We start from the raw sequence: 13,116 nt of genomic DNA, 5'->3' as shown, positions 1-13,116 counted from the left end.
ACAGAATTACGATCGGGGCCTTCGGGCCCCGATCTGTTGTTGGGGAGTGCTATCCCCAGGTGCTGCAGCCTTTCAGCTTCGTACGCGGGTCAGCTCTTGGCCGTGTCGTCTTCGTTGAGATTCAGGAACGCCACACCACTGTTGCCCAGTTCAACCGCTGCGAACGGGCCACCGTGATGCATGTTGCCAGGATCCTGCGGGTCAAGCGGACCTGCTTCAGCATAGATTTCCTTGGCGAACTGTTCGGCATTGTCCTTGGGGTGATAGCCAAGATGGTTGGCCTTGGCATTGTCCACCGGGGCGCGGTCGTTGTTGGACACGCCATAGACAATTGAAAAGCCGGTGACGGGCGTATCGATAGCACGCTCCACCAGTTGGATCAGGTCATCGTAGCTGAGCCAGGTGCCTACCGCGCGGGGGTTGGTGACCTGGGCGCAGGAGAGAATCCGCATGCAGACCGATTCCAGCCCGCGCTTGTCCCAGTAAAGGCTCGCCAGATCCTCGGCAAAACACTTGGCCAGGCCATAGAAGGTATCGGGTTTGTGCGGTGCGTCGATGCCGATAAAATCAGTCTTCTTGTGCATGCCGACCGCATGGATCGAGGAGGCGTAGACCACCCGGCGCAGGCCGTTGCGATGGGCTGCCTCCCAGACGTTGTAGGCACCGATGAAGTTCGGGCCGAGCAGCGTTTCAAACGGGGCTTCATCGCCAATGGCGCCGAAATGAACCACCATGTCGGCGCCCTCCAGCACGGCGACCATGGCGTCGAGATCCTCCAGATTCGCCTTCACATAGGTTTCACCGGGATAGGTCTTGCCAATATCCTCGGCCAGATCTGTCGAAACCAGTTCATCGCAAAGCTTGCTCAATGGCTCCCGCAAATATGAACCAAGGCGGCCGGCGGCACCGGTAAGAACGAGTTTCTTCATGTCAGCACTCCAGTGATTTGATATTTTTCACTTGTATAACTGCTGCAACGATCCGGTCCACCGCTGTCGCCAACACTGCGTGGAAAATGACGTGCCGTGATGCGTTTTGCCAGATTCTCGGCACCGCTGCCGCAGGCGGAGAAGCCGTTTCGATACTGGGAGGGGCCGCCAAAATATGATCGAAGCGCAAACGCCTCCGACCGAGCGGACCTGATTCACGATAAGTGAGCCAGTTTCAGCCGAGCCTCACGCTGGCGGAGAGTGCTGCAATCCGTCACCAGATCACGCAAAGGATATAGAAGGAGGGATAATCCATGCACGACCGGAGAGCGACCGGCATCGCATGGTGTTCGCTGCCGACCTGCCCGGCCAAAAAGCCAATCGTACCCCAATGCCTCAATCCAGGCGGTAGACCCGCGCGGCGGTGTTGCGGAAAATGTCGGCCTGGGTAGCCTCATCGAATTTTCCGGCCGCATCGCGATAGGACGTCACCATGGCCAGATGATCGGTCCAGAGCTTTTCGATCGGGAAATTGGAGCCGAACATCAAGCGGTCGCTGCCGAGGATATCGACAGCGTTGGAAACAACATAGTCGATCATGGCCGGATCGTTGCGGTGCAGGAATGTGCCGAGACCCGACAGTTTTGCGCTCAGGTTGCGATAGGGCGCGAGTTTGCCCAAGCCCTCACGCCAGGCCGCCTGGGTTTCGGGCTCCATTCCGGTCAGCATGCCGGTATGAGTGAGGATGAATTGTGTTTCCGGGTTCTCTGCCACCAGTGCGGCACCGTCCTCCATCTGGGCGGGAAACAGCTGCAGATCGAACGACAGGCCATAGTCTTTCAACCGCGCCACATTGGCGCGCACATTCGCATCAAGCACCTGTTTGGCCGACGGCGCAAACCGGTAGTCGGGTTCTTCATGCCAGTGCAATTGCATGCGCACACCACGCAGCAACGGGTATTTCTTCAGCCGGTCAAGCTGCGGCCGCACATCCTCGACCGCCATGTCGGCGTAGCCAACAATCGCGTGCGGCCAGCCGGTGCGGTCGGCGGTTGCCTGCACCCAGGCCACTTCGTCTTCGAAATGCTCCTTGGCCCAATTGGTCTGCACATAGACCGCCTTTTCAACACCTGACGGCTGCTGGTCGGCCAAAAATTCCTCGATCGGATAATCACGGCGGATAGGCTCATACGGGCCAAAAATGCGCGGCACCATCGGGCCCATCAGCCATGGCAGATCCTGCTGGCGCCAGATGTGAAAATGAGAGTCGATAATTCCGAGCGTCATGAGCCCCTCCCCGACATGGGTTCAATATCCGGAGCGGACCGCCCCAATGACAGAAAAAATTCCGAGAGACCGGCAATCGATGAACCGTCGACGAGGTCATCCAGCATTGGCATAATCGCCCGCAAGGCTGCAGTCTCCGGACGAAAGCGCGGATCACCGGCCAGTGGCGTTGCCAGGGACAGACGGTGCGCGGCGCCGGCGAACCGACGAAAGGCAGTTTCCATCTCGGTGGAGTCACCACGCTCGAGCGCGTCGGACAGGATCACCACCACCGCACCTCTGGCAAAGGCCGAAAACCGCGGCACCGAAAGAAACGCGAGCAACGTCCGGCCGATGCGGGTGCCGCCATCCCAGTCTTCGACAAGCGCGCCGGCGCGCGCCAGTGCCTGGTCCCGGTTCTTGATCCGCAATGCCGGGGTCAGCCGTGTCAATCTGGTGCCGAAGCAGAACACTTCGACCCCACCGGTGCCCTGCACCGCAGCATGGGCAAGCTTGAGGTAATCGTCGGTGTAAAGCTTCATCGATCCGGAAACGTCGATCAACATCAACAGCCGCCGCGGCACGGTCTGCCGGCGGCGCAGGCGCGGTGACGGAATGTCGCCATCGGCCGAGAGTATCTTGCGCATGGAGCGGCGCAGATCGAGATTGCTGCCGGTCGAGGTCCGCACCGTGCGAAACGACCGTCGCCAGGGCAGCGCCGCGCCGATCCGACGTTCAAGTTTATCAAGCCGAAGATCGTCGCTGGGGAACGTGCGGGTGTTGAGCTGTTCGGCGCCCGAGGTCAGTTCGCCACCCTTTGCATCCTGTATGGTGATGATCTGTTCTTCGGCGGTCGCATTGTCGTCCTTGATTTCGGTCTCTTCCTCGTCCTGCTGATCTCCCGGCGAGAGCATGCCGGTGTCGCCGCAAAACCAGCTTTCAAACAGGGCATCAAACTCGACGCGTCGTTCAGGCGCCGGCGCGAATGTGGCGACTGCCGAGCGGCGGACATCATCCATCGAGCGAGGCCCGAGCAGGCTTACCGCTTGCATGAAGGCGATCGCTTGTTCCGGCGCGATAGAAAACCCGAAGCGCCGCAACAAGCGGGCAAAACCGAAAAACGGGGCAGAACCGCGCGGCAGTTCGCGTGGTGTTTCAGCCGTGTCGCAGACCAGGAACTTGTTCATGACATTGCCGCCTCGATGATGTGACGCATTTCGGGCTCGATGTAGTGAATGTCCTCTTCGTCCTTGATCAGGACGCCAATCGCCCGGCGGAACGCCTCGGGCCAGGGACTTCCACCTTTCTCCAGAATGGTCGCCGCATTGGCCCATTCGATGGCCTCGGCGATGCCCGGAGGTTTGGCCAGCGGCCGCGCGCGGATGTCGCGCACCGCGTCGGCAACCGCCTTGGCTGTCTCGCGTGCCACATCGCCCGAGCGCGCCATGATGATTGCCGCCTCGCGTTCGGCGTCGGGATAACCGATCCAGTGATAGACACAGCGGCGGCGCAACGCCTCGGCCAATTCGCGGGTGCGGTTGGAGGTCAGCACCACCAGTGGCCGGGACTTTGCACATAGCGTGCCGCGTTCGGGAATGGAGATCTGAAAATCGGACAGAAATTCGAGCAGCAGGGCTTCAAATTCATGGTCTGAGCGGTCGATCTCATCAACCAGCAAAACCCGTTGATCGGGCGCCTGCAAGACCTGCAACAACGGACGGGCGATCAGGAACCGGTCGCCATAGATGTCGGTCTCGGCTTCACCTGCCTGCCTGATGGCCAGCAATTGCCGCTGGTAGTTCCATTCATAGAGCGCGTGCGCGGCATCAATGCCCTCATAGCATTGCAACCGCACAAGATCGCGCCCCAAAGCCTCGGCGACAGCCTTTGCGGCTTCAGTCTTGCCGACACCGGGCGCGCCTTCCAGCAACAGCGGCTTGCCCAGCCGAAGCGCCAGGAAAATCGCTGTTGCGAGTTCTTCATCGGCCAGATAGTGCGATTGAGCCAGACGGGACATCAGCGCTTCCGGCGAAGTCGCTATCCCCTCCCCTTCGTGTGCCATCGTCACTCAGTCCGGCCTTCGCCCACTGCAGCTTTTGCCTTGATGGCGCGCAGAATCCGCTCAGGCGTGATCGGCATGGTGTCGATGCGGACACCGACGGCGTCGTAGATCGCATTTGCCAGCGCCGGAATCTGCGGGTTGGCGCACATCTCTCCCGGTCCCTTGGCCCCGTAGGGACCATCGGAAGACGGCCGCTCCAGCACATAGGTCTCGGTCTCCGCCAGATCACCAGGACCGGGCATGAGGTACTGGTTGAAATCAGTGCCGCCATGATCGCGCTTGGGATAATAGGGTTCAGTGGTCTCGTAGAGTGCGTGACTGATGCCCATCCATGACCCGCCGACCAATTGTTGCTCGACCATTTTCGGGTTCAGCGCCCGGCCGACCTCGTAGACATTCTTGACCGACTGCACCGTGATTTCACCGGTCTCGTCATCGACTTCGACATCGGCGACCACGCAAGCATGGGCGTAGCAGGTGGCCGGTTTCATGGCCCCCGTCTCGGTATCAGGATAGGAACGTTGCACCAGAAACATGCCACGACCGGAGATCGACCGGCCCTGTTTGAAATGGGCGGCAAGTGCTGTGTCGAATATCGAGATCGACTTCTGTGGCGCGCCCTTGACGTGGATATTGCCTTCGCCATCGGTATCGAGGTCGGAGGCATTGACCTCAAGTTCCTCGGCGGCCACTTCGAGCATCACCTGACGGGCCTCACGGGCGGCCTCCACCACCGCATTGCCGACCCTGTGGGTGCCGCGCGAGGCAAATGTGCCCATGCAGTGGGGCCCGGTGTCGGTGTCGGCAGTGTCGATGGTAACGCACTCGGTCGGCACGCCAATGGTCTCGGCGCAGATTTGCGCCATCACCTGCTTGAGCCCCTGGCCGAGATCGACACTCGACAATGACACCATGAAATTGCCGGTGGGGGTGGAATGAACCAGCGCCTGGCTGGGGTCGCCACCCAGATTCATGCCGGTCGGATAGTTGATTGCGGCAACGCCGCGGCCATGTTTCAAAGCCATTTCAAGCCTCCCTGGTTCGCGAGGACATATCGAGATATTTTTGCGCCACCGGCCATCCAGAGACCCGTGAAGCCTCCTGCATGCACTCGATCAGCGCCGCGCCCTCGGTGGGCTGGCGGTGCGCCTTCATGTCTCCGTCCCGATAGGCATTGATGAAGCGGAACTCGAGCGGATCCATACCGATCAGGCGAGCCAGCTTGTCCATTTGCACCTCAAGCGCAAAATCGGCGATGGTCACGCCAAAGCCGCGCATGGCGCTCGACGGCGTCCGGTTGGTGTAGACGCAATAGCTGTCGATCCAGACATTGGGCACCGTGTAGGGGCCGGGATAATGCGCCGCGCCCTTCTGCGCGCCATAGGGCGAGTGCCGTGAATAGGCGCCGGCATCGGTGTAACCGGTGACTTGCCGGGCAACGAGGCGGCCATCATTGGTGACGCCATCCTTGAGGATGATGGTTTCGGCAGCGCGTGGTGAGGAAATCTGCATTTCCTCCTCACGGCTGTAGATGAACGACACCGGCCGTCCCGTGAGCTTGGCCGCCAGGATGGCGATCGGTTCGACGATGACATCCACCTTGCCGCCAAAGCCGCCGCCGACGGTACCACCGACCATATGCAGCTTGTGGCCCGGCATCTGCAGGATGATCGAGGCGTTATCGAGGGTGAAGAACATCGCCTGGGTGTTAGTGTGACAGGTAAAACGGTCATTGCCGTCCGGCGTGACGATACAGCCGGTGGTCTCGGCGGGCGCCTGTTCAATCGGTGAAGACTGATAGGTTTGCTCAAGGATGTGGTCGGCGGCGGCAAAACCGGCATCGATATCGCCATACCGAACCTTGCGGTGATCCCCGCTGTCATAGTGGTAATAGTTGCCCGGATGGTGCTCGTTGACCTGCGGTGCATCCGGCTTGAGCGCATCGAGTACGTCGAAGACTGCGGGCAACACCTCGTAGTCGACCTTGACCTTGACGGCGGCTTCCTGGGCGGCACGCTCGCTGGTAGCCAGTACCGCAACCACGGCCTCGCCCTTCCAGCTGACCTTCTTGTCAGCCAGAACGGTCTCGTCCTCGGGACCAACCTGGATCAGGATCAGGATGGTGTAGAGATTGTGTGGCACATCCTTGGCCGTGATCACCCGAATGACGCCGGGATGCTTTTCGGCTTCGGAGGTGTCTATCGAGCGGATGTTGGCGTGATGATGCGGGCTGCGCACCATCTTCAGATGCAGCAGGCCGGGGAAAGTCCGGTCGGCGAAATAGGATGTCTTGCCGGTAACATGACCGGGCGCATCAGAACGCGGGCGGGAATGGCCGATCTCGTTGAGGTCGTCCTTGCGTTCGTCGGCGAAATAGCTCTTGCGAAGTTCCATTTTCGACCTCCTCAGCCGGCGTTCTGCGAATTGGACCGGGCCGCGGCAAGCACCGCGGCGATGATCGGCTCATAGCCGGTGCAGCGGCAGATGTTGCCCGAGATTGCCTCGACCACATCTTCCCGGCTCGGGTTTGGCGTGCGGTCGAGCAACGCCTTGGCAGCCATCACCATGCCCGGGGTACAGAAGCCGCATTGGGTGGCAAAGCCATCAAGGATGGCGCGCTGCACCGGGTGCAACACCCCATCCTGACCTAGGCCTGCGGTTGTCTCGATTTCGGCGCCTTCGCAGGTTTCAGCCAGGGTCAGGCAGCTCAACCGCAACTCGCCATCAATGATCACCGAGCAGGCACCGCACGAACCCTGGTGGCATCCACCCTTCGGCGACATGTCGCCCATGGTGTCGCGCAGCGCATGAAACAGCGTCGTGCCGCTTTCGATGAATTCGGCCCTGTCGTCACCGTTGAGCCGAAATTGAACTGGAATTCTGGCCATTTGTCCTCCTCCCGCCACCTGCTAAGCCCAGCAACTGGCAAATTCCTCTGTGCAATCGACCTCCCCAGCCGAGTTGCAACCGGCCTCCTCAGCTAAGCAACAGCCTGCTGAAATGCACCGGCAAGACTTCACCCCGGTACCATCCACTGGCGATCGGGTCGGTGATCGGATCTGTGCCTTCGCCGATGACGGCAACGGCCTGAGCGATTCCGTCTTGTGTAATCGGCTGGCCTTTAAGGGCAGCCTCAGCGGCGCGCGCCCGGATCGGACGTTCCGCCATGCACCCCAGCCCAATGCGGGCTTTCGCAACCACGCCCTGCGCATCGGTGTCGATGACTGTGGCGATGCTGAGCACCGACACACCCTTGGGCTTGACCCGAGAGACCTTCAAAAAGCGAAAGCTGTCTGCCGTCGGGATATCGAAACTCACGGCAGTCACGATTCCCCGCCCGGACGAATTGTCACGATCAGCGAGAAAATCATCGATACTCAAATCGGCGTCGGCACAGTGCACCGTCGCACCAAGCGCAAGCAGCGCGACCGCAAAATCGCCATAGGGCGCCGGTGCGAACAGATTGCCGCCCGCCGTGGCCATATTGCGAATGGCGGGACCGCCGACGGCTTTGGCGGCGCGGCTTATGGTCTCCAGTTCCGGACACCGGGCAATCGCTGCCATCGTCGCCGAAGCGCCGATGTGTGCCCGTTGTCCCGAAACGTCGATTTTCGTGAGCGCCGGGTCAGTGGTGCGGACATAGCCGGTAATGGCTATGTCCCCCTCATTGACCGCGCGCACCACCAGAGTGCCGCCGCCGAGATAGCGAGCGCCGCCCTCATTGAGGGCAACCGATGCTTCCTTGGCCGATGCGAACGTACTCAGAGCAAGCGACATGGCGATACTCCTTCAAGCCTGGATCAGGATTTCGAGGTAAAATGCTCCTGCAGCGCATTGAAGCCGCCCTGGAACACGTTGGCGCCCATGCCGGCGGCAAGTTCGTCGGCTTTTTCGGCCGGCGCATCGAATGTGGCAGTCCATTCCGCATAGGTGCGGTCGCCATCGGTGACGCGGCGCAGCTGCAATGTGGAGCTGTGATTGGTGATTGGCTGCGGCGTTTCCAGGATCGCATAGCTGACCAGAAACTCATCGTCGGAAAACGCGGTCAACTGCTCGCGCAGCTTGGGTCCGCTGGCCAGGGTGAAATTGCGGACACAGCCGATTTCGGTAGCAGGCTTGCCATCCTCGATGTGGCTTTCAACCATCCGCGGATGCCAGCTTGGCAAGCCGTTGAAATCGCGAATACGTGCCCAGACCTTTTCAACAGGCGCGTCGATGATGCTGGAAATGGTTACAGTCGTCATTGATAAAAGTCCTCACGAGTTCAACAGGACCCTACTGTAGGGCGACCCGGCTCGTGGTGCTTATCAATGCGTCTTGACGGTTTATCTCTCAGTCGGAAAAACCGACGCCCATTCGATACGGGCTGCTGCCGCCTTGCGATACTCTATCGGCGGAACGCCAACGTGATCCCTGAAAAAGCGGGAGAAGTTGCCTTGGGTGGTAAAACCGAGATTGCAGGCGACGGAAATCAGCGAATCCTCAGAGCATTGCAATTGACGGCGCGCTTCATCCATCCGCAGCGTGTTCCAGTAGACATTCGGTGTCAGCCGAGTCTGCTCCTTGAACAGGGAGAAGAAATGCGCCCGCGAGAGCCCAACCTTGCGCGCCAGATCGTCAAAGCAGATGCGTTCGCAGATATTGAGCTTCATCAGGTCAATTGCCTTGCGGACACGGTAATCCAGCGAGTTGCTCTGAGCGTGCAACGGACGCAGCCGAACCGATTGCGCTTGCGCCACATCCAAAAGACTGTCGATCAACCGCTCGATTTCATAATCGACAAAATCGTCAATATTGCCCTCGTCGCGCAGAAGGTTGAAAATATCGACGACCGCGCGGTAGAGCCTGAGATCCATCGGGATAGTGGGCTTGGCAAACAAGGCCGTTCCCGCAGGCAGACCGCGACGCCGCAGGGCCCATTGGGGATCTATGTAGAAAGCCAGGAACAAGCCGGATTCATGTTCACTGGCCATGGAATGGCTGTGCGGCTCAAGTGAATTGACCGCAGCGGCGGCAGCGGGACCGGGCGTTACCGCTTCGCCTCCGATCACCATGTTCCCCGCAGCGCCTTCCAGCCAGATGATGATGTGGGCTTCGGTATGGGCGTGGGTGACCAGATTGCTGGAAACGTTGAGCACGGAAACATGTCCGAACTCGCCCCGATAGAGCTTGATCGATGACATAGGCAATTCCTCCCGAAGCGACATCCTCCTGCGCTTCTGGTTGAAATCTTGGTCTGCCCAGACGTTTCAGTCAAGCGTCAGCCGATTGTGACCGGGAAATGAGCCGGATGTCACCGACGCGATCGGGTCAGGCTCCTCTGCCTGGCACGGGATGGATTCTGAAAGATCAGTAAGCTTTGCTACTACCCGACCTGCCCAGCAGCGCTGCCCATCCAACTGGATGCGCGCAGCCCAACACCGGGGTGCTGCTGGCAGGTTCGTTAGCCTGCGCCAACCACGCGCGGTCAGCCGCGCGTGGTAATTTCGAACGCATGCCGATGCTACCGCTTGTCAGGCAGCCCGCGCCGCGTCCGCAACCGGTACAAGCTCCGCATTCAGCGCGATGATTTGTGCCGCCGCATCTGCGGCTTCGCGGCCCTTCTGAACGAAATGGGTCGTGAAGAACGCTTCATGCTCGCCCTTGGGCTGGAAATGGTGTGGCGTCAGCGAGACCGAAAACACCGGCACTTCGGTCTTGAGCTGCACGTCCATGAGACCGGTCACCACTGCCTGGGCTACGAAATCATGCCGATAGATACCGCCATCGACTACCAATGCGGCGGCAACGATGGCGTCATAGGCTCCGGTTTTTGCAAGCTTCTGAGCCAACAGCGGCATTTCAAACGCACCTGGCACGTCGAAGCTGACCACCTCCGCATCAAGGCCAAGCTCACCAACCCGCGCCGTAAAACCGGCAAGGGCCTGATCAACGATATCGGCATGCCAGCGTGCCTTGATGAAAGCGATTTTAAGGGATTTTGTCATTGCTCGGATCCTTTCAATAATGACAAGATCCCAGAGCGCACGAGCCTTCGGCACAGATCTCGCGATCTGATGCCTCAAACCCATTCTCTACCATCCGGACTATGACCGTCGGCCCTGGAATTTCACCAGTGTCTGCTGACCCACCCGAGGGTGGCGCTCGCGGGCTGTAACCGCCGGTGGGGAATCTCACCCCGCCCTGAGAATGAGAATTTGTTAGCGTATCGGCCAGCAGCCGTCAAAGCCAAAGTCGCTTTTGAAGCATCGAAGGACAGGCAGACTTTTCAGCGAGCTGGCCAATCGCGTGAAATCGGCCATGCTTTCGGGCTTGAGCACCTACACTGCTTTGGATCATGGCGTGACAGAAGCTGTGCTTTCAGCGCCCGCTCAACGCGAGCATACCTCACCACGATCCTGTGCCTGACACCTGCCCGATATCAGCCGGCAACATGATCTGGCCAGGCACGGCTGCAGGAAATGCGATCAGGGCGATATCGCCACTGCGCTGGTACAGACGTATGGCATCATTGCTGTAGCGATAATGTCGGGTGAAAGCCTCTCCCTCCATGGCCAGAACATGGTGCCATTGGCCATCGGCCGGGACCAATGTGTTGGCAAAAACCTCCTCGCCGTCGATGAACAGCCGCCGCTGGGAATTCCAGGGCATGCCGACATCACCCAGGACGGCTTTGAGATAAAAGCTCGTGGTCAGTTTTACCGGACGAGGAAAGCTGTCGGTGTAGAGCTGGGTATAGCGCTGCACCGCATCGGCAAATGTAAGCGGCGAGGCTGTTCCGGCCCCCGCGGTCAGTCTGGCGACGTAGAACTCGGGGTAATAGCGCCGAAAATCCGCCTCAACGATCAATTCCATCAACTCCTCGACATCAGTGTCGAGCGCGGTTGCGGCACCGCCATAGGTGACCGAGTCGCGATAGAATCTGGCGTGGCTGGTGAGCGTTGCGGCGTTCATCATCAGGGCCCAGGACGGGGCCGCGAAAGCTCCGACTGTAAGGCCCACGGGCTCCGGAGAGCCTGCGAATCGACCGCCATCGCCCATGATGTTGACCAACGGCGCTTCGGGAATCAGGTTTTGTGGAAAGAAAACCGTGCCGCTCACCGGATCGACCCCGAGCACTTGGACGAAGCTGGCACCGTCGGGACTGATCTTGACCGAAAATCCGTCGCTGCCTGCGAGGCCGATCTCGGCGCGGGCTGAGAAATCGGTGGAGAAGACGATGCTCGCCGTATCGCCAGATGCCGCCTTGTTGAGTGAAAGCCTGTGGTCGCTGCCCTCATGGGTGAGAAGGGTGGCAGGTGCTGCAACCGCCAACCGGTTGATCGTGTCCGCAGTGGTATTTATTCCGATGAGCGGCAGTTGTTCAGGGGCAGCCACCATCGTGAAACCCTCGCCATCATGCACCTTCAGCGCGGCGTCATCCTCCATCCACACCACGAAACCGGCCTTGGGCGTATGAAAGCGCCACTGCCCATCCATGTAGCTGGCGATGGTGCCGGCCTTGCCTGCCCATGCTCCGCCCGGGTGCGGCGCCACCAAATAGCGGTCGCCAGGTACAGGATCAGCCGGCGGCTCGCTCAGCGCGCCCGATTTGACAGCGATTTGCGCGAGCGCATCGATCGCGAGAAGGGCTTCATTGTGGGTAACGTGCTTCTGCGCCTGCGATGGCAGTATGAAGGGAAGTTCGAGCGTTGCGGTCTTGTCCATATCGATCTCCTGTCGAATGAGACCACTATGGAGCCACGCCCCAGGACGGGGATAAAATCCGGCCTGGATGAAATCAAGAATCAACCTGTGCAGCAGTTTGTGCCGGTTGTTTGCGATAATTGTTCCACCGGGATCGATCACCCTGACCTGTCCCGCATATCGGTGAGTAGCCGAAGCGTTCGACGCAGCCCGGGTGACATGATAGTTGGATCGTCCTGCTTTGTTACAATCTCCAGAGTGAAGCGCATGAAAATCATCAGTATCGGCGAAGTGATGGCCGAAATCAGTGGCCCGGCCGGCCAGTTCAACGTCGGTTTTGCCGGTGACACGTTCAACACCGCCGTCTATTGCCAGAGGCTGCTCAAGGACAAGGGCCAGGTTTTCTATCTTACCCGGCTGGGGCACGATCCGCTGTCCGGTGCCTGCCGGATGTTTGCCGAGGAACACGCGCTCGACCTGTCGCGCTGTGCGTCCGATGCCGATGCGAACATCGGCATCTATGCCGTTCAAACCGACGACACCGGAGAGCGGACTTTCTCCTATTGGCGTTCGAATTCTGCGGCCAGAAAACTGTTTCAGGAGCCGGCTGATTTCGATGCGCTCGCCGGAGCGGAACTGATCTATTTTTCCGGCATCACGCTGGCCATCATGGCGCAATCGGCGCGCGCCGCCTTACTTGAGCGGCTGGCGGCGCTTAAACGTAGCGGCGTCCAGATCGCGTTCGATTCAAACTACCGGCCCAAACTTTGGGAAAGCCGCGAAACGGCTCAGCAGGTAACCACGCAGGCCTGGGCGCTGTGCGATCTGGCCCTGCCTTCGCTCGACGACGAAATGGCGCTTTTCGGCGATGCCGATCAAGACGCGGTGCTCATGCGACTGCACGGGCTCGGTTGCCATCATGGTGCTCTCAAGCGCGGGGCGCTGGGCCCGGTTTCGCTCAATCCTTCGGCTACTGATAACGGAGTGTTTGAAGCGGTCGACAAGGTAATCGACACCACTGCCGCCGGCGACAGCTTCAATGCCGGCTATTTGGCAGCAACCGTGCTGAAGCAGCCGCAGAATATCGCCTTGTCCTGGGGACACAGGCTGGCCGCACAGGTGGTTGCGCAACGCGGCGCCATCGTGCCGACAGCCGAGGTGTGACAGCACGAG

13 protein-coding genes and 1 riboswitch are annotated in these 13,116 nt (G+C 59.9%); of the genes, 1 reads left to right on the top strand and 12 read right to left on the bottom strand.

Going from position 1 to position 13,116, the window contains the following annotated elements; genetic code table 11:
- Positions 1 to 89: 89 nt before the first annotated feature.
- The 12 genes from ACK6D9_RS07790 to ACK6D9_RS07735 form a co-directional block, all read right to left on the bottom strand.
- The gene (locus ACK6D9_RS07790; protein ID WP_267655538.1) at positions 90 to 929 is read right to left on the bottom strand and encodes an NAD-dependent epimerase/dehydratase family protein; all 840 of its coding nucleotides are present in this window, start codon (positions 927 to 929) and stop codon (positions 90 to 92) included.
- Positions 930 to 1,325: 396 nt separating this feature from the next.
- The gene (locus ACK6D9_RS07785; RefSeq protein ID WP_412051238.1) at positions 1,326 to 2,216 is read right to left on the bottom strand and encodes an amidohydrolase family protein; all 891 of its coding nucleotides are present in this window, start codon (positions 2,214 to 2,216) and stop codon (positions 1,326 to 1,328) included.
- Positions 2,213 to 3,382, bottom strand: coding sequence for a vWA domain-containing protein (locus ACK6D9_RS07780; RefSeq protein WP_412051237.1), 1,170 nt, complete (start codon positions 3,380 to 3,382; stop codon positions 2,213 to 2,215). The genes ACK6D9_RS07785 and ACK6D9_RS07780 overlap by 4 nt, the downstream gene beginning before the upstream one ends.
- A complete protein-coding gene (locus ACK6D9_RS07775; RefSeq protein WP_412051236.1) occupies positions 3,379 to 4,257 on the bottom strand; it encodes an AAA family ATPase in 879 nt (292 codons plus the stop codon). Before ACK6D9_RS07775 ends, ACK6D9_RS07780 begins: the two co-directional genes overlap by 4 nt.
- A 2-nt stretch (positions 4,258 to 4,259) precedes the next feature.
- A complete protein-coding gene (locus tag ACK6D9_RS07770) occupies positions 4,260 to 5,282 on the bottom strand; it encodes a xanthine dehydrogenase family protein molybdopterin-binding subunit (protein ID WP_412051235.1) in 1,023 nt (340 codons plus the stop codon).
- Between the two features lies 1 nt (position 5,283).
- On the bottom strand, positions 5,284 to 6,651 hold the full coding sequence (locus ACK6D9_RS07765; RefSeq protein ID WP_412051234.1) for a xanthine dehydrogenase family protein molybdopterin-binding subunit: 1,368 nt from the start codon (positions 6,649 to 6,651) through the stop codon (positions 5,284 to 5,286).
- An 11-nt stretch (positions 6,652 to 6,662) separates the two neighbouring features.
- Complete coding sequence (locus tag ACK6D9_RS07760; protein ID WP_267655532.1) at positions 6,663 to 7,145, bottom strand: (2Fe-2S)-binding protein; 483 nt, start codon at positions 7,143 to 7,145, stop codon at positions 6,663 to 6,665.
- 88 nt (positions 7,146 to 7,233) lie between these two features.
- A complete protein-coding gene (locus tag ACK6D9_RS07755; protein WP_412051233.1) occupies positions 7,234 to 8,034 on the bottom strand; it encodes an FAD binding domain-containing protein in 801 nt (266 codons plus the stop codon).
- Between the two features lie 23 nt (positions 8,035 to 8,057).
- A complete protein-coding gene (locus ACK6D9_RS07750) occupies positions 8,058 to 8,501 on the bottom strand; it encodes an SRPBCC family protein (RefSeq protein ID WP_267655530.1) in 444 nt (147 codons plus the stop codon).
- 81 nt (positions 8,502 to 8,582) lie between these two features.
- Complete coding sequence (locus ACK6D9_RS07745; RefSeq protein WP_322990662.1) at positions 8,583 to 9,440, bottom strand: AraC family transcriptional regulator; 858 nt, start codon at positions 9,438 to 9,440, stop codon at positions 8,583 to 8,585.
- A 330-nt stretch (positions 9,441 to 9,770) separates the two neighbouring features.
- Positions 9,771 to 10,244, bottom strand: coding sequence for a 6,7-dimethyl-8-ribityllumazine synthase (locus ACK6D9_RS07740; protein ID WP_322990661.1), 474 nt, complete (start codon positions 10,242 to 10,244; stop codon positions 9,771 to 9,773).
- A gap of 78 nt (positions 10,245 to 10,322) precedes the next feature.
- A riboswitch (FMN riboswitch) is annotated at positions 10,323 to 10,452 on the bottom strand.
- Positions 10,453 to 10,644: 192 nt separating this feature from the next.
- Complete coding sequence (locus tag ACK6D9_RS07735) at positions 10,645 to 11,964, bottom strand: DUF2793 domain-containing protein (RefSeq protein ID WP_412051232.1); 1,320 nt, start codon at positions 11,962 to 11,964, stop codon at positions 10,645 to 10,647.
- Between the two features lie 246 nt (positions 11,965 to 12,210).
- On the opposite strand from ACK6D9_RS07735, the gene ACK6D9_RS07730 reads away from it, so the two are divergent.
- Positions 12,211 to 13,107 carry a sugar kinase gene (locus tag ACK6D9_RS07730; RefSeq protein ID WP_412051231.1) on the top strand — a complete coding sequence of 299 codons (897 nt, stop codon included), beginning with the start codon at positions 12,211 to 12,213 and terminating at the stop codon, positions 13,105 to 13,107.
- Positions 13,108 to 13,116: the final 9 nt, after the last annotated feature.

The organism is Hoeflea sp. Naph1 (assembly GCF_046837775.1).
GTDB lineage: Bacteria > Pseudomonadota > Alphaproteobacteria > Rhizobiales > Rhizobiaceae > Hoeflea.
The sequence above is the reverse complement of the archived record's forward strand: the minus strand, read 5'-3'. Positions and strand labels throughout refer to the sequence as shown.